Genomic DNA, 15,686 nt, shown 5'->3' with positions numbered 1-15,686 from the left:
CTCAGGCCTCAGCTCCCCACGCCGTCAGCCAAGCCGCCGGCCGCACCGTCCGGCGCGGGTCCCCCTACGCCGCCCGTCGCGCCGCCCGGCGAGAACCGGCTGACGTAGCCCAACCTCGAGCTGCGCACATGGGCGCCCATGCCCCGCTCCGCCTCTTGGGAGTTCCCGGCGTCAATGGCGGCCATGATGGTCCGGTGTTCGCTCCAGGAACTAATTCCCCGGGAGTCGACGTCGGAAGCATAAAGCCATTCGATCTTCCCCGAGATCTGGCGCAGCAGCGCCGTCAGGGACGAGCTCCGGCTGAGCTCCGCGATGCCAAGGTGGAAGCGGATGTTGAGTTCCGGCAACAGATCAATCCGCCCGTCTGCAATGGCCTTGTCCCCCGCTTCCAACAGCGCGGCCAAATCCTTGCGGGTTTTCCACCAGGCCGGGTCCGGGCCGCCCGCGGCAAACTGCGCCGCCGCATTTTGCGCGGCACGCCGTGCGGTGGCGGATTCCAGGGCTTCGCGGACGGCGAAGAGGTCGTCGGCGTCGTCCACGGGGATGGCAGAGACAGTTGACCCGGCAAAAGGCTTCGATTCAACGAATCCCTCCACTTCCAGCGCCCGCAGGGCCTCCCGGACCGGCACCCGGGAGATGCCGTACTTCAAGGCCAGGGCCGTTTCGGTGATGCGGCTGCCGGCCGGCAGCACGCCGAAAATGATGTCGCGCCGGATCTCGTCTTGGACGCGCTGTCGCGGGGCAGGATCCCCGCTATCTAGCGAATGCTGCACCGGGTATCGCTCCAAGTAGTTCTCGTGTGTAGTCGGCCTCGGTGGCCAGGAAGACCTGGTCCACGCTGCCTGCTTCCACCACTTTGCCGGATTTCATGACCACCACATTGTGCGCAATCTGGCGAACCACCGCCAGGTCGTGGGTAATGAACAGGTAGCTGAGGCCCAGCCTATCCTGCAGATCCCCCAGCAGATCCAGGATCTGTTCCTGGACCAGCACATCAAGCGCCGAGACGGCCTCATCACAGATGAGCACTTCGGGTTCCAGCGCCAGGGCGCGGGCTATTGCGACGCGCTGGCGTTGCCCGCCGGAGAGTTCATTGGGACGGCGCTGGGCGAGCGTGCGCGGCAGCGCCACCTGGTCCAGGAGCTCACCCACACGCTGCCGCCGGCTTTCCGGATTCCCGACGCCGAAAATCCGCAGCGGTTCGTCGATCAGCCGTTCAATGGAGTACGTGGGATCGAGGGATCCGTACGGGTCCTGGAAGACCGGCTGGACGATCCGGCGCAACGCCCGCCGGGCCCGCACATCCTTGGTGGCGAGGCTGCCGCCGTTAATCAGCGCCTCTCCCCCCGAAGCCGTCTCCAGGCCCAGGATGATCCGCGCCACCGTGGTCTTGCCGGATCCCGATTCGCCGACGATCGCCGTGGTGGTGCCGCGGTCAACGGTGAAGGAGACATCGTCCACGGCACGGACCACCCCGCCGCGCTGGCCGCGGAGCCTGAATTCCTTGGCGAGGTTGCGGACCGTCAGGACCGGCTCCGGTGCGGCGCCGGGGAACAGCTCCGCCGACACTCCGGCGCCGGGCAGGAGGCTTGCCGACGGCGCCGCGGCGACGAGGCGGGCCGTGTAGTCCTCCTGCGGGTCCAGCAGGATCTCCCGGGGCGAGCCGGTTTCCACGATCCGGCCGTCCGCCATCACGATGATCCGGTCCGTGCGGTCGGCCGCCAGGCCCAGATCGTGGGTGACGAACAGCAGGGACGTGCCGCGGGCATCCACCAGGGTCTGCAGGTGGTTCAGGATCTGCCGCTGCACCGTGACGTCGAGCGCGGACGTCGGTTCGTCCGCGATCAGCAGGTCCGGCTCACCGGCGAGGGCGATCGCGATCAGCACCCGCTGGCGCATGCCGCCGGAGAACTCGTGCGGAAACTGCCCGTAGCGGCGTCCGGCGTCGGGGATGCCGGCTTCCGCCATGAGTTCGACGGCGCGTTTCTTGACCGCCGCCCGGCCGCGCAGCCCGTTGCTGGCCAGCGCGTCGGCAATCTGGGCGCCCACTTTCATGGAGGGGTTGAGATTGGACATCGGGTCCTGCGGCACCAGGCCGATGCGCCTGCCGCGGATGGCGCGCATCTCCTTCCCGGTGATGTCCGCCAGGTCCGTGCCGTCGAGCAGGATGGACCCCTGGGAGATCCGGCCGCTGCCGGGGAGCAGGCCCAGGATGGCGCCGATCACGGTGGACTTGCCCGAGCCGGACTGGCCCACGATCGCCACCCGCTCGCCCTTTTTCAGGTCGAAGCTGACGCTGTCCAGCACCGGGGTGCCGCCGTAGCTGACCTCCAGGTTCCGGACCGCGAGCAGCGTGTTCTCGTCATTCCTAGCGCCCTGCTGCATAGCCCTGCGCTCCTCTCGGGTTGGCGGCGGCCTTCAGGAGGCCTGTTTCGGGATCGGACACCACACAGGAGAGCCGGCCGAGGGCCCAGTCCCCCGCGCGGCTGACCACGTGGCCACGCCGTTCCAGTTCGTCGATGACCTCGTCCCCGAGGCGGTCCTCCACCACGGCGCCGCCGGGAGTCCACGTCCGGGGCCAGAAGGATCCAGGAATGGACGTGGTGTGCAGCGCGGGAGCATCCACCGCCTCCTGCGGCGAGTACCCGCCCACCAGGGTCCGCAGCAGATAGAGCAGCTGCCACTGGTCCTGCTGGTCACCGCCCGGGGAACCCAGCGCCGTCACCGGTTTGCCGTCCTTGAGGACCAGCGTGGGCGTTAGCGTGGTGCGCGGCCGCTTTCCCGGGGCGAGGGTGGACGGTGCGCCGTCTTCCAGCCAGGTCATCTGCAGCCGGGAGCCCAGGCAGAAGCCCAGCTCCGGAATGGCGGGCGAGGACTGCAGCCAGCCGCCGGACGGGGTGGCGGAGATCATGTTGCCCCACTGGTCCACCACATCGATATGGCAGGTGTCCCCGCGGGTTTCCCCGGTGGGCATCACCGTCGGTTCACCGACGCCGGCCAACATCGGCTCGCCCCGGCCGGAGCGCGACGGCGGCCGGTACTCCGTCCGGAGCGGCGGCACGAACGGCTCGTGGCCGGGCACGGTCCCAGGGCGGAACTCGTGCGAGGCCCGTTCCGTGATCAGTCCGCGGCGCTGCGCCGCGTACTCCGGGCTCAGCAGGTAGTCCATCGGCACGGAGGCGTCCCCGTAGTACGCCTCACGGTCGGCGATGGCGAGTTTCTGCGCCTCCAGGATGGTGTGGGCGCCGAGGGCCGTGGAGGGGTCCAGGTACTCGTCCGGGAAACCGACCAGGATGGCGAGCGTCTGCAGCAGCGCCGGGCCCTGCCCCCACGGGCCGGTCTTGGCGATGGTGTGCCCGCGGAATTCAAAGGTGGTGGCGGAGTCGTAGCCGGCGCGGCAGGCCGCAAAGTCCGCTTCCGTGATCACCGCGGCGTGGTCCATCCCGGAGGAATGACGGTGCGGCGTGGCCAGGAACGCGACGGCGGCCTTCGCCACGAAGCCTTCGCTCCATTCGCGGCGGGCGGCGTCGATCCGGGTTTCGCGCGAGTCTGCCCCGCCGGCAGACGCGGCAGCCACGCCGGCAGACGCAGCAGCCCCGGCGGCGATGAGCCGGTCCAGGACGTCGGCGTAGGCGCCGTTTTTGACCAGATCACCCCCGGCGGGGATCTTGCCGTCCGGCATCCACAGCGCGGCCGACGTCGGCCAGTGCTCGGTGAAGAGCTCCGCGACGGAGGCGATGGTGCTGCCCACCCGGTCCACGATCGGGTGGCCGTCCCGGGCATAGCCGATCGCGAAGGAGAGCACCTCGGACAGTTCCCAGGTGCCGTGGTCCCGGAGCAGGAGGAGCCAGGCGTCGACGGCGGCGGGAACGGCGGCGGCCAGTCCCCCGGCGCCGGGCACCAGTTCCAGGCCCTCGGCCAGGTAATGCTCCCGGGTCGCGGCGGCGGGCGCCGGGCCCTGTCCCATCAGGACCACGGGGTCGGACGGTTCGGCGGCGGTGACGAAGACGCCGGTCATGTCCCCGCCGGGGCCGTTCAGGTGCGGTTCCACGACGTGCAGCACGAAGGCGCCGGCGACGGCGGCGTCGAAGGCGTTGCCGCCGCGTTCCAGCACGGCCTGGGCGGACGCCGTCGCCAGCCAATGCGTGGAGGCGGTCATGCCGAAGGTGCCCTGCAGGGTGGGGCGGGTGGTGAAGGAGTCTGCGGGTGTGTAGGTCATGGGGCTACTTTCGGTTCGAGGCGGCGGGGTCCAGGGCATCGCGCAGGGCGTCCCCGAAGAGGTTGAACGCCAGGCAGATGACGGCGATGCCGATGCCCGGGATGATGGCCGCGGTGGGGGAACGGAAAATGTACTGCTGGGCGTCGGAGAGCATGATGCCCAGGCTCGGCGAGGGCGGCTGGATGCCCAGGCCCAGGAAGGACAGCAGGGCTTCGCCGATCACGGCCACCGGCATGATCACCGTGGCCTGCACGATCAGGGCCGAGGCGGTGTTCGGCAGGACGTGCTGGAAGATGATCCGCCCGCCGGAGGCGTCCATGGTTTTGGCCGCGAGGACAAAGTCGCTTTCCTTGATCCGCAGGGTCTCGCCGCGGACCACCCGGATCATGGCCGGGATGTGGGCGATGCCGAGGGCGATCGCCGCGTTGCCCAGGCTTGGCCCGCTGATGGCCACCAGGCCCACGGCGATGATCAGGAACGGAAAGGCCAGCGTCACGTCGGTGAGCCGGGAAATGATGACGTCCAGCCATTTCCAGTAGCCCGCCAGCAGCCCCAGCGGGGCGCCGATCAGGACTGACAGGAGGACGGACAGCACCCCGACGATCAGCGAGGCGCGGATGCCGAACACCAGGCGGGAGAAGATGTCACGTCCCAGGTCGTCCGTTCCCAGCAGGAAGCCGATAGTTCCCGGCTTCTGGAAGGGGGTGGCGAAGTGCACCTGCGCCGGGTCATAGGGCGCAATGAGCGGCGCGAACAGGGCCACGAGAACCACGAGGGCCAGCATGGTGCCGCCGGCGAGGCCCAGGGGGTTTTTGCGCAGTGAATTCCAGATGCGACCGCGGGCGGAACCCAGTCCTGCTGAGTCCAGCGCCGCCGGACGGATTTCGGTGATGGCCATTAGTTGCCCCCTACTCGGATTTTGGGATTGATGACCGAGTACAGTATGTCCACGGCGAGGTTGATCACGATGTAGCTCACGGTAATGATGAGCACCACGGCCTGGATGACGGGATAGTCACGGGTAAAGACGGCGTCGAGGGTGAGCTTTCCGAAGCCGGGCAGCGCGAAGATACGCTCGGTGACCACGGCTCCGGAGATCAGTCCGCCCAGCTGCAGGCCCACGATGGTGACCACCACGATCAGGGAGTTCCGCAGTCCGTAGCGGAACAGGACGCGGCCGGCGCCGAGGCCTTTGGCGTTGGCCGTGCGCACGTAGTCCGTGTTCATGGTTTCGATCATGGACGCCCGGGTCTGCCGCAGGATCACCGCGGCCAGGGCGGTGCCCAGGATGATCGCCGGCAGCGTCAGGTAATACAGCCCGCGGACCGGGTCCCTTCCGACGTCGACGTAGCCGGACGCCGGAAACCAGCCGAGGTTGACGGCGAGGTAGAGGATCGCGAGCAGGCCGAGCCAGAAGCTCGGCACCGAGAGCCCCACCAGCGCCACGGCGTTGGAAACCCATTCGGGCCAGCGTCCGCGGAAGCGTTCGGAGATGACACCGAGGAGGACGCCGGCGACGACGGCGAGCACAATCGCGTAGGCGGCGAGCCAGAGCGTCACCGGCAGGGTGGTGGCGATCAGTTCGGTGACCGGGGTGCCGGTGCGGGTGGAGCGGCCGAGGTCGCCCTGGAGCATCCGTGCGAGGAAGCTGAAGTACTGCACCGGGAGGGGCAGGTCCAGGCCGAGCTGGGCCCGGACGGCGTCGAGCTGTTCCGGGGTGGCTTCCTCCCCGGCCATGGCGATGGCGGGGTCGCCTGGAAGCTGCCGGATGCCGATGAAGATCACCACGGAGGCCAGGATCAGGGTGACCGCGGACTGCCAGAGACGGGTGGAGAGGTAGCGAATCATGGTGTGGTCCTTACTTCTTCACGAAGCCTGCGTTGCTGAGGTGCACCACACCGTCGGCAAAGGTGTCGACGGCGGCCACCCCGGTGCTGTAGGCCGTGAGGCTGCGGACGCGGTAGAGGTAGATCACCGGGTTGTCCGTCTGGACCTGCCGCACCACCTGGCCGTAAAGCTCCGCGCGGACCGCCTCGTCCGTCTCCCCGGCAGCTGCGGTAAGGAGCTTGTCCACCTCCGGGTTGCTATAGCCGGAGTAGTTGTTGCCGGCGCCGGTGGCGAGGAAGTTGAACATATTCCCGTGCGGGTCAACGCGGCCGGACCAGCCCAGCTGCAGCGCCTGGAAGGCTCCCCGGCTCTGGACGTCCAGGAGGGTGGAGTACTCCACGGGCCGGATGGTCAGGGCGAAGCCGGCGTCCGCCACCGCAGCCTGCAGGGCCTGGGCATAGCGCAGCGTATCGGGGGTGTTGCTGACCTGCATTTCGATTGGGTACGGCAGGGGAACGCCGGCCTCCTGCAGGAGCTGTTTGGCCTTTCCGGGGTTGAACTCCGGGCAGGCCTTGCTCAGTTCCGAGGCGAAGGGGCTGGAGGGTGCGATCGGCGAGCAGGCCGGTTCGTACCAGTTGTTGAAGACAGTGTTGACCAGTGCGGCGCGGTCCACTGACATGGACAATGCCATCCGGACCTTGGCTTCCTTGGCGGTGGGGGTATCGATCTCCCCGGGCGGTTTGCCCACGCCGTCGGTGTTGCCCAGGTTGATGGTGAGGCCCTGGTAGCCCAGCGATCCCACCTGCAGGACGCCGATGCCGTCCTCCTTGGAGAGGGCATCCACGTCCTGCGGGGAGATGGAGTCGGCCACGTGGACGTCTCCGGAGCGCAGGTTGGCGGCCCGAATGTTGGAATCCGTCATGATCCGGTAGGTGATGGTGTCCAGGTGGACGTTTTTGGTGTCGTAGTAGAGCGGGTCCCGTTCCACCTTGATGGAGGTCTGCGGCACGCGTTCGGCGAACTTGAACGGCCCCACGCAGACCGGGTGGTCGCCGAAGGTGGCCCCGGCCTCTGCCACGGCTTTGGGCGAGAGGATCATCCCGGCGCGGTCGGCGAGCGCGGCGGTGATCGGGGCGAAGGGCTTCTTGTAGTTGATCTTCAGCGTTGTCTCGTCCAGGGTCTCGACGCTGGCGATCGGGCCCAGTTCACTCTTCCGCGCGGAGCCCTTCAGGGTGAGGCCGCGCTCGATCGTGGCCCGGGCCGCGTCGGCGTTGAACGCGGTGCCGTCGGCAAACGTGGCGCCGGTCCGTACCGGGATGGTGACGGCCAGGCCGTCCGCGCTGACCTCGGGAAGGGCGGTGGCCAGCTGCGGGACAATCTTGCCGTTGCCATCGATGTCATAGAGCTTCTGGCACATCGTCTGCATGACGTAGCGGGTATAGAGCGAGGACGACGTCGTGGGGTCAAGGCGGTCCGGTTCGGCGGAGAGTGCCATCACCAGATCGCCGCCCTCCTGGATCTGCCGGCCCCCGATGGGGGCGGACATCACGTCGCTGCGGGTTACTGCTGCGGGGAGCGCCTGGATGGGCTGGCAGCCGGTGGCGGCAACGGCCAGGAGGGCCAGGCCCCCGACCAGGGCGGCAGTCCGGGTGCTGCGCCGGCTGGCGGTTGGCACGGCGCCTGGCACGGAGCTTGGCACGGAGCTTGGGCGGAACGAATGAGACATACGGATCCAAATCCTCGGGTCGAACACGACATCGGTATTGAATACAATCTGTGTATGGATACTACATTCGTATACTTTTGTTTCAAGCATGTAGCGAGGAAATTAATATGAAACCCAAACTTTCCCGCGGCCCTGACCGCCTGCATCTGGTCCTGATGCTGATGCTCACGTTTTCCACCGGCGTGGTGGACGCGGTGGGCTATCTGGGGCTGGACCGCGTGTTCACCGGCAATATGACCGGCAACGTGGTGCTGCTGGGCATGGCAGTCACCGGCGGCACGGGCCTGCCGATCCTGCGGCCGGCCCTGGCGCTGGTGTTCTTCATGCTGGGCGCCGCCCTTGCGGGGCGGGTGCTGCGGCGGAACACCGACGGCTGGTCGGCCCGGACGTCGGCTGCGCTGCTGGCCGTGGCCCTGGGACTCTGGGCCCTGACGGTCTTCGTGGTGCTGGCGCCGGTGCGGACCGAGGAAATGTACGGCAGCATCACGACGTCGGCGCTGGCCCTCGTGATGGGTATCCAGGCCGCGACGGCGAAGAAGCTGAAGGTTGCGGAAATTACCACCGTGGTGGTCACCTCCACCATCACCGGCCTCGCCGCCGACTCGCGGCTGGCCGGCGGACGCGGGGTCTACTGGGTCCGGCGCACCCTGGCGATCGTCCTGATCATGCTGGGAGCGGTGGCGGGCGCCGCGGCGCTGCACGTGCATCTGTGGCTGGGACTGGCGATTTCGGCGGTGATCGCTTCAGCGGTTGCTGCGGTGGGCCACCGGCGGTACCGGAAAGATGCCCGGGAGGCTCGGGTGGAGGAGGACGCTGAGGCCGCGGTCGGCGCCGGGGTGGGCGCCGGGCGTTGAGCCTAGGCGACGGTCAGTTCGCCCATCCGGCCCCAGCCGTCCGCGCCGATTTTTTCGCTGATGATCTGCGGGGTTTCCACCAGGGCCTGCGGCATGTCCTTCATGGCCTGGGTGAAGTGTTCGCTGTTGACGTGGCGGCCGGCGGCGTCGTCCTGGAACGCCTCGACCAGCACGAATTCATTCGGGTTGTCCACGCTGCGGGACCAGTCAAACCACAGGTTGCCCGGTTCCTTGCGGGTCGCTTCGGTGAAGTCGCGGGTCAGATCCAGCCAGCGGTCGGTCCAATCCGGCTTGACATTGAATTTGACGACGATGAAGATCATCGGGTTCCTGCCTTCCAGCGGCGGTGTGGGTACCAGAGAAGTCTGCCCCGGATGAGCCGTCCGCCCAAGCGGGCCATCGCGGGGTGGGAACGCGGGCCACAGGGAGCGAGTTGCAACTGCGGCCCGGGTTGCACCGCCTTGAACCGCCTGATGTGCCCGGGGGTTGCCCTGGCTCCATCGGTTCACACCAATTCAGGTGCCTGCCGAGCTCTCTACCAGATGCCTCGAAGTCGCCTCTGCCGCGGGTGGGACCGGTGGGCCGTCCGGGCAGGCTTCCCGGCGGATCCGGGACCCCACAGCACGGCCTGCGGCCATCGAGAGCCGGTGGGCGGGCTGTTCCACGTAGCGGTAGAACAGCTCGGCGACCACGAACGAGGCTGCCACGGAGACCGCGAGAGCAAGGGGAAGTGAGACTGACCTCAGCAGTGTGACGCCGGCCAGAATGATCGGAAGGTGCACCAGGTAGAGACTGAAGGACACGCGTCCCAGCCACTGCGCGACGGCCGTGTCGCCGAGCTTCTTGGCCGACTTGCAGGACACGAACAGCAATACGATCAGCGTCGCACCGACTGTGACAACGGCCTCGACGCCGGGGATCGGCTGCTCGGGGCTGATCCATTCTGCGTTGGCCAGGAAGAGACCCGCGGCGGCCACGAAGAACCAGGCGAAGCGCGGCCAGGATTGGGTCAGTTCACGGATCCGCTCACGTTCGGCGCCAAGGATCGCCCCGATGGCGAAAATCGGGAGATAGGACAGCCAATCCAGGTCTTGCACCGCTCCCACCACGGCCAGCAGCAGGGCAATGCCGATTTTCACGTGCCAGAAGCGTCTCCACCGGAGGGCGATGAAGACGTACGCCGGGAGCAGGAGGGAGAACGCGACTTCCCATTTGAGGGACCACAGCGGAGTGTTGATGGTGCTCGCGTTCAGCAGGAGCAGCGCGTCCTTGAAGACCTGACCCACGCTTGGGTCGATCACGTACATGTCCGCCCAGGGGCTCTGCGACGGCGACGCCGACCGGGGAATGATCGTAATCAACGCAACAGCCACCGCCAGGGACGCCCAGGCCGGTAAGTAAAGGCGGAAAAAACGCTTGGCGTAGTACGGCGCCCAACTGGCGACCGCGCCCGGCCTGGTGAACGGCAGGACCAGGACGAAACCGGAGAGCACAAAAAAGACGTGGACCGCCGGAGTGCCATTCCAGAGGACGTGCAACGGAGAGAAAACAGCCCACATCTCCGCAGTGTTGAGCCCCACGGAACGGTTGCCAGAGACAACACTCCCGAGTCCCGGGAGGGTTGACAGTACATGGCAGGCGACAACCACCAGGGCGGCAATCCCTCTGAGGCCATCCAGCTGAGTGACTCGTGTTTGACCAGACTGATACCGCATCAGCCCTATGTTACCAGTCCGTTACATTACCCGGCGGCTGCCCGACGGAGCCGCTCGGCCTCGGTGCCCCGCCGCTAAGCTCCAAGGATGCGGCACCTCACGATCGCTGTCTACGCTATGGCGCGGACGACGAACTCGACGTCTGCGAAGTCGGTGGCGGTCGTGGGTGTCTCGGTCGTGGTCAAAGGGGCAGTCGAACGCGTGGCGGGACCGGCTGCGCGAGTACTGCCCGGAGCGTTGCCAGCGAGACGACACCGGGACGTTGAAGTCGGTGAAGGTCTGGTTGAAGGCGAGCAGTAAAGAATAGAACAACGACGGCGGGACTACGTCCAGCCCGACGGCGCCGTCCAGCGTCGGCGAACGGCAGCCGCTCCCCTGAACCGGACCCCCGGAAATCGGCGCTACTTGTCCAACAAACGTGTCGGACCGTGGAGTAGGCTGGATTTTCCGAAGACCACTAAGCGAGGCATAACGTGCACGAGGACGCCGTCCGGTTCCTGTCCCAACCGGTGGAGGCCCAGCCCGGCTCGCCGCTCCGGGTTGCGGTGTACTCCCGGATCGCCGAGGCCATCCGCAACAGCCTGCTGACGCCCGGCTCGATGCTTCCCACTGAAACGGAGCTCGGCGCGGACATGAAGGTCAGCCGCACCGTGGTCCGCGAAGCGCTGATGCTGCTCGAGGAGGACGGACTCATCCGGGCCCGCCGGGGCGTCGGCCGGTTTGTCGCCGACACCCTCCCCCGCATCGGAATCGAGCGGATCCGCCCCTTCGAGGAAGTCCTCGGCGGCCCCGGGCAGCAGGTGGAAATCAAGCGGGTCCAGGTGGTACGGCAGCCCGCCTCAGAGTTCGTCGCCCCCGGCGTGGGCGTCGAGCCCGGCACCGATTGCTGGCTGTGGGAGTCGGTCCTGATCCGCGACGGCGAGGCCATCGCCCACCTGCAGGAAAACATCCCGGCCCTGCCCGTGAGCCTTGGCAGCAGTTCCGCTGCCGCCGCGCCGTTGGAAATCGACGACGACGGCGGCAGCACCCTGCTCGCCAGCCTGAACAACCGCTTCGGCCGGGTCCTCGGCCCCGGCGAATGCCAGATCAGCCTGAGCCAGGTGGGGCCCAGCCGGGCCAAACTGCTGGACCTGCGGGCCCCGGACCCGGTCCTCGTGCTGACGCAGTACGTCAGACACGCGAACCGGCCCTTCTACCTGGCCAAGTGCCTCATCGCGGCACGCGCCGGACACCTGTCCGTGATGCAGTCCATCCAGTCCTAGGCAAATCCCTGCAGCACCTCCACCAAGTGCGGCGCGAAGTCGCCGTCGAGCTCCAGCACAACCCGGCAGCGGGCGCCGGGCTGCTCCGGGTAATCCATGTACCGTCCGCGGAGGTCGCAGATGGTCTGGCCACGGCCGGGACCGTCGGTGGTATCGACGTCGACCGTCACCACCGGGGCGACCGCCGCACTGACGCCGCCCACCGCGAGGGCCGCCGCGAGGGGGTCGTGCATGGCCGAGCAGGCCCGGCCGAACTGGCCCTCGTAGAAGCGGAAGTAATAGCCGAGCATCTCGCCGAGGGCCTGCGGGACCGGATGGCCCGCGGCGAGTAGTTCCTGCCGGTGGCTTTCCTCAAGCACGCTGGACATGGTCACGTCCAGCGGCACCAGGGTCACGTTCCAGTCGGCGGCGAGCACGTCCGCCGCGGCTTCGGGGTCGTTGGCGATGTTGGCCTCTGCCACGGGAGTGATGTTTCCGGGAGCAAAGGCCGCGCCGCCCATGATGGTGATGTCCTGCACCAGCCGCGGCAACTCCGGGTCCAAACGCAGCGCTTCGGCGATATTGGTGAGCGGCCCGATGGCCAGGATCCGCAGCTGGCCGGGGTGTTCGTGGGCGAGCCGGACCAGCATCTCGGCGGCGGTTCCGGGCACCAGCTCGGCGTCGGCGGTCTCGAGGTCCACTCCCCCGATCCCGTTAGAGCCGTGGACGTGCGGGGCGCCGCCGCGGAAGTCGCCGGCCTGCGGGTCGTGGGCTCCGAGCGCGACGGGGATGTGGGCGTGCCCGGCTAGCTGGAGCAGGTCCAGGGTGTTCCGGGCGCCGACGGCGGCACTGACGTTGCCGCTGACGGTACCGATCCCCCGCACGTCCGCCTGCGGCGAGGCGAGCAGGTAGGCCAGGGCGAGGGCGTCGTCGATTCCGGTGTCGCAGTCGAGGTAGAACGGGTGGCTGGTGGGCATGGTCATTGCTGGGTCTCTCGTTTCGTTGGTGCTGGAGGTGGTGCTGGACGTGGTGCTGGACGGCGTCGGATCAGAGCTTTTCGCCCTTGGGTGCCGCGACGAAGAGGCTGACCAGGAAGGCGGCCGCGGTGATGGCGACCGAAATCCAGAGGGCGGTGGTGTAGCCGGCGGACGTGGCCTGGGCGGCGAACGGTGCCACAAGCACCACGCCGAGGCTCGCGCCGATGCCGAAGGAGGCGCCGTTGATGCCGGGCAGGGCCGCGGGCGCTTCCTTGGGTGAGAGCAGGACGGAGAGTCCGTTGATGGCGGTGAGGAACAAGCCGTTGTAGAAGATGCCGAGGGCGGCGACGGCGATCAGGACGGCCACCTGGTTGTCGGCGAACGCGGCCGCGGCGATGGCGCAGGCCAAGCTCAGCCCGGTTCCGGCCCGGAGGGTTTTGATCCAGCCGCGCCGGTCGGCGAGCCAGCCGGCGAGCGGTGCGGCGAAGACGCCGATCAGCGCGGCGGGGGTCAGGAACAGCAATGCCGACAGGGAGGCACTGAGCCCGAAGCCGTGGTGGGTGTCCTGGCTGAGCAACACCACGGTGAAGTTGATGACGGCGAAGATACCGGCCAGGGTCAGGACGGTAGTGGCGATGACGGGCCAAACCTGGCGGGAGCGCAGGTGGTGGACGGCGATGAGCGGGTGGCTGCGCTTCTTTTCGATCATCCAGAAGGCGGCGAAGGACGCGACCGCGCCGGCCAGCAGGGCCAGGGTGCTGGGCGCGGTCCAGCCGGCGGCCGAGCCGCCGGAGACGAAGTAGGTGATGAAGACCAGGAACACGGACAGGGATCCTGCTCCCCACCAGTCCATGGCGCCGCGCACTCCCTGCGGACGTCCGCTCGGGACGGTTTTGATGATGCAGGCGGCGGCGATGGCCGTCAGGACGAGGACGACGACGAAGATGGACCGGAAGCCGATGGTTTCGGCCATGAGGCCGCCGACGTAGCCGTCCGCGCCGCCGACGCCTCCGTTGATGGCGGCGATGATGCCCACGGAGGTGCCGAAGACGCGGGCCTGCAGGTTTTCGCTGAGGACGATGTAGGCGAGCGCGAAGACCGCGCTGGAGACGCCCTGGAGGAACCTGCCGGCGATGAGGAGCGGCAGGGTGGGGGCGGCGATGCAGAGGATGGTGCCTGCGCCCATGATGCCGAGGACCAGGAGCAAGGCGGCGCGGCGTCCGATGAAGTCGCTCCAGCGTCCGATGACGGGCCCGGCGATGGCGCCGGCGAGGAAGAACATGGACTGGACGGGGGCCGCGCTCTCGGGGCCTTGGCCGAAGGATGCCGCGATCTGCGGCAGCGCCGGCGTGACCATGCTGGCGTTGAGCTGGAAGGACAGCACTCCGAGCAGCAGAGTGGAGATCAGCAGGGCGGCGCTGCGGCCGGCAATTTTTGGCTCCTCCCCGGCCCGGTTTCCGACGGCGGCTGGCGCCGAAGTGGCGACTGAAGTTGGGGTGTTCACATCAAACTCCTTTGTTTTGCAGGGCGGTCCTGCCCTTGGGATGTGAGTTGTTATACAACCATGTATGACGAACAAGTACAACCATGGCGTACACTATTTCCTAATCCAGCCCCCTTGGCCCCGATAGGACTTCCCATGAGCAATCGACTTCCTGCCGTCACCGTCGTCGGCAGCATCAACCTCGACATCATCGCCACCGCGGACAGGCTCCCGGCTGCCGGGGAGACCATCGGCGGCGGCAGTCTGCAGCAGCAGCCTGGCGGCAAGGGAGCCAACCAGGCCGTGGCCGCTGCCCGCCTGGGCGCCAGCGCGAGGATCGTCGGGGCGGTGGGCGATGACGCCTCCGGCCGGCTGATGCTGGACGCCCTGGCAGGCGCCGGTGTGGACTCTTCCGCGGTCGCCGTGCTCGACGGCGACGCGACGGGCACGGCGCTGATCGTGGTGGACCGGGATGGTGAAAACCAGATCGTGGTCTGCCCGGGGGCCAACTCCAGGTTCTCGGTGGAGGGCCTGCAGTTCGGGCCGGACGAGACGGTGCTGTGCCAGCTCGAAGTGGGCCTGCCCGTGGTGCTGGAAGCCGCCCGTCGTTCCGCCGGTTTCTTCGTCCTGAACGCGGCCCCGGCCATGGACCTGCCGGCGGAGCTGCTGGAGCGCTGCGACCTGGTGATCGTCAATGAGACCGAGTACCAGCTGATTCCGGCGCTGGCGGAAGCGAAGCTTGTCGCCGTGACATACGGCAAGGACGGGGCGGCGATGTTCGAGCACGGGCGGCGGGTGGCCGAGGCTCCGGCCTCGACTGTGACGGTGGCAAACACCATCGGTGCCGGTGATGCCTTCTGCGCGGCTCTGGTTCTGGCACTCCGGGCGGGGCTCGACTACTCCACGGCGCTGGCCGTGGCTAACGCCGTGGGAGCGGATGCGGTGGGCGATCCCTCTTCCCAGCCGGCGCTGGCTCGGTTGGAGGAGTACGTTGCCCGGGTAGCTGGAGCCGAGGTTGCTGGGCAGTGAATTTGGTTTTCAGGCCAGCAAGGCCGGCCGATTATGCAGAGGTCCGGACAATTACCCGGGAGGCGTACCTCCGCGCTGGGCATTTCACTGCCGACCACCCGTATATGAGTGTGTTGGACAACGTGGAACACCGGGCGGAGCATGCTGAGGTGTGGGTGGCCGAAGCCTCCGGCGCGGTGGTCGCGGCAGTGACGCTAACCTTCGCGGGGCAGCCGTACAGCGAGATCGCGATTGAGAATGAGCTCGAGTTTCGGATGCTCGCGGTTGATCCTGCTATTCAAGGCGGCGGGGTTGGGCGCGCCGTTGTTCGTCAGGTCATCGAACACGCCCAGTCGCTGTCGGTTATCAGGGCGATCAGCATCACGAGTGCAACGTTTATGGAACGGGCACATGGTCTCTACGAATCCCTGGGCTTCCGGAGGGTTCCGGCCCGCGACTGGTACGTGCCCGGCGAGGACGTACTTCTCTGGGTGTTCCGGCTGGAGGTGTAGGGAAGGCTCTGCGGGAAACTGCTGTACGCGGCGACGCTGCGGGCATATCCTGCCAACAAATCCAGCCCTGCCCCTTAGCTACGGGAGAGGAACCATGGAGACCGAGGCATTTGACAACGTCGCA

14 protein-coding genes are annotated in these 15,686 nt (G+C 67.7%); 4 read left to right on the top strand and 10 right to left on the bottom strand.

Annotation, left to right across the window (positions count from 1 at the left end):
• Nucleotides 1-8 precede the first annotated feature (8 nt).
• The 6 genes from ACQCSU_RS16700 to ACQCSU_RS16675 are packed head-to-tail and all read right to left on the bottom strand — an operon-like array spanning nucleotide 9 to nucleotide 7,721.
• The gene (locus ACQCSU_RS16700; RefSeq protein ID WP_426976383.1) at nucleotides 9-773 is read right to left on the bottom strand and encodes a GntR family transcriptional regulator; all 765 of its coding nucleotides are present in this window, start codon (nucleotides 771-773) and stop codon (nucleotides 9-11) included.
• Entirely contained in the window at nucleotides 754-2,385 is a 1,632-nt protein-coding gene (locus ACQCSU_RS16695; protein ID WP_426976382.1) for a dipeptide ABC transporter ATP-binding protein, read from the bottom strand. The genes ACQCSU_RS16700 and ACQCSU_RS16695 overlap by 20 nt, the downstream gene beginning before the upstream one ends.
• Nucleotides 2,369-4,219 carry a gamma-glutamyltransferase family protein gene (locus ACQCSU_RS16690; RefSeq protein WP_426976381.1) on the bottom strand — a complete coding sequence of 617 codons (1,851 nt, stop codon included), beginning with the start codon at nucleotides 4,217-4,219 and terminating at the stop codon, nucleotides 2,369-2,371. The genes ACQCSU_RS16695 and ACQCSU_RS16690 overlap by 17 nt, the downstream gene beginning before the upstream one ends.
• A gap of 4 nt (nucleotides 4,220-4,223) precedes the next feature.
• A complete protein-coding gene (locus ACQCSU_RS16685; RefSeq protein ID WP_426976380.1) occupies nucleotides 4,224-5,117 on the bottom strand; it encodes an ABC transporter permease in 894 nt (297 codons plus the stop codon).
• Nucleotides 5,117-6,067 carry an ABC transporter permease gene (locus ACQCSU_RS16680; RefSeq protein ID WP_426976379.1) on the bottom strand — a complete coding sequence of 317 codons (951 nt, stop codon included), beginning with the start codon at nucleotides 6,065-6,067 and terminating at the stop codon, nucleotides 5,117-5,119. The genes ACQCSU_RS16685 and ACQCSU_RS16680 overlap by 1 nt, the downstream gene beginning before the upstream one ends.
• Nucleotides 6,068-6,077: 10 nt before the next feature.
• Nucleotides 6,078-7,721 (bottom strand): ABC transporter substrate-binding protein, encoded by a 1,644-nt coding sequence (locus ACQCSU_RS16675; RefSeq protein ID WP_426976378.1) that lies wholly within the window; start codon nucleotides 7,719-7,721, stop codon nucleotides 6,078-6,080.
• Nucleotides 7,722-7,879: 158 nt separating this feature from the next.
• Between ACQCSU_RS16675 and ACQCSU_RS16670 the strand changes: the two genes are divergently transcribed.
• Complete coding sequence (locus tag ACQCSU_RS16670) at nucleotides 7,880-8,626, top strand: YoaK family protein (RefSeq protein ID WP_426976377.1); 747 nt, start codon at nucleotides 7,880-7,882, stop codon at nucleotides 8,624-8,626.
• Nucleotides 8,627-8,628: 2 nt separating this feature from the next.
• Here the strand turns inward: ACQCSU_RS16670 and ACQCSU_RS16665 are convergent, their stop codons facing one another.
• Together ACQCSU_RS16665 and ACQCSU_RS16660 are read right to left on the bottom strand one after the other, a co-directional pair.
• The gene (locus ACQCSU_RS16665; RefSeq protein ID WP_426976376.1) at nucleotides 8,629-8,949 is read right to left on the bottom strand and encodes a putative quinol monooxygenase; all 321 of its coding nucleotides are present in this window, start codon (nucleotides 8,947-8,949) and stop codon (nucleotides 8,629-8,631) included.
• A 192-nt stretch (nucleotides 8,950-9,141) separates the two neighbouring features.
• Complete coding sequence (locus tag ACQCSU_RS16660; RefSeq protein ID WP_426976375.1) at nucleotides 9,142-10,341, bottom strand: acyltransferase family protein; 1,200 nt, start codon at nucleotides 10,339-10,341, stop codon at nucleotides 9,142-9,144.
• Nucleotides 10,342-10,814: 473 nt separating this feature from the next.
• Here ACQCSU_RS16660 and ACQCSU_RS16655 point away from each other — a divergent pair, with 473 nt between their 5' ends.
• On the top strand, nucleotides 10,815-11,603 hold the full coding sequence (locus ACQCSU_RS16655; RefSeq protein ID WP_426976374.1) for a GntR family transcriptional regulator: 789 nt from the start codon (nucleotides 10,815-10,817) through the stop codon (nucleotides 11,601-11,603).
• Here the strand turns inward: ACQCSU_RS16655 and ACQCSU_RS16650 are convergent.
• Both ACQCSU_RS16650 and ACQCSU_RS16645 read right to left on the bottom strand, forming a co-directional pair.
• The gene (locus ACQCSU_RS16650) at nucleotides 11,600-12,565 is read right to left on the bottom strand and encodes a nucleoside hydrolase (RefSeq protein WP_426976373.1); all 966 of its coding nucleotides are present in this window, start codon (nucleotides 12,563-12,565) and stop codon (nucleotides 11,600-11,602) included. The genes ACQCSU_RS16655 and ACQCSU_RS16650 overlap by 4 nt on opposite strands.
• 64 nt (nucleotides 12,566-12,629) lie before the next feature.
• Entirely contained in the window at nucleotides 12,630-14,063 is a 1,434-nt protein-coding gene (locus tag ACQCSU_RS16645; RefSeq protein WP_426976372.1) for an MFS transporter, read from the bottom strand.
• Nucleotides 14,064-14,198: 135 nt separating this feature from the next.
• On the opposite strand from ACQCSU_RS16645, the gene ACQCSU_RS16640 reads away from it, so the two are divergent.
• Together ACQCSU_RS16640 and ACQCSU_RS16635 are read left to right on the top strand one after the other, a co-directional pair.
• Nucleotides 14,199-15,071, top strand: a complete 873-nt coding sequence (locus ACQCSU_RS16640) for a ribokinase (RefSeq protein WP_426976371.1) — start codon at nucleotides 14,199-14,201, stop codon at nucleotides 15,069-15,071.
• Entirely contained in the window at nucleotides 15,068-15,562 is a 495-nt protein-coding gene (locus tag ACQCSU_RS16635) for a GNAT family N-acetyltransferase (RefSeq protein WP_426976370.1), read from the top strand. Before ACQCSU_RS16640 ends, ACQCSU_RS16635 begins: the two co-directional genes overlap by 4 nt.
• The last annotated feature ends 124 nt before the right edge of the window (nucleotides 15,563-15,686 follow it).

This window comes from Pseudarthrobacter sp. O4, assembly GCF_050157025.1.
In the GTDB taxonomy this organism is placed as follows: domain Bacteria; phylum Actinomycetota; class Actinomycetes; order Actinomycetales; family Micrococcaceae; genus Arthrobacter.
Note: the sequence above shows the minus strand (reverse complement) of the source record. Positions and strands in the feature narration are given on the sequence as shown.

What these genes read in the sequence shown, in the direction of transcription:
- ACQCSU_RS16665 (WP_426976376.1), bottom strand. Translation starts at nt 8,949, where the DNA reads ATGATCTTCATCGTCGTCAAATTCAATGTCAAGCCGGATTGGACCGAC.
- ACQCSU_RS16650 (WP_426976373.1), bottom strand. Translation starts at nt 12,565, where the DNA reads ATGACCATGCCCACCAGCCACCCGTTCTACCTCGACTGCGACACCGGA.
- ACQCSU_RS16695 (WP_426976382.1), bottom strand. Translation starts at nt 2,385, where the DNA reads ATGCAGCAGGGCGCTAGGAATGACGAGAACACGCTGCTCGCGGTCCGG.
- ACQCSU_RS16660 (WP_426976375.1), bottom strand. Translation starts at nt 10,341, where the DNA reads ATGCGGTATCAGTCTGGTCAAACACGAGTCACTCAGCTGGATGGCCTC.
- ACQCSU_RS16670 (WP_426976377.1), top strand. Translation starts at nt 7,880, where the DNA reads ATGAAACCCAAACTTTCCCGCGGCCCTGACCGCCTGCATCTGGTCCTG.
- ACQCSU_RS16640 (WP_426976371.1), top strand. Translation starts at nt 14,199, where the DNA reads ATGAGCAATCGACTTCCTGCCGTCACCGTCGTCGGCAGCATCAACCTC.
- ACQCSU_RS16680 (WP_426976379.1), bottom strand. Translation starts at nt 6,067, where the DNA reads ATGATTCGCTACCTCTCCACCCGTCTCTGGCAGTCCGCGGTCACCCTG.
- ACQCSU_RS16690 (WP_426976381.1), bottom strand. Translation starts at nt 4,219, where the DNA reads ATGACCTACACACCCGCAGACTCCTTCACCACCCGCCCCACCCTGCAG.
- ACQCSU_RS16685 (WP_426976380.1), bottom strand. Translation starts at nt 5,117, where the DNA reads ATGGCCATCACCGAAATCCGTCCGGCGGCGCTGGACTCAGCAGGACTG.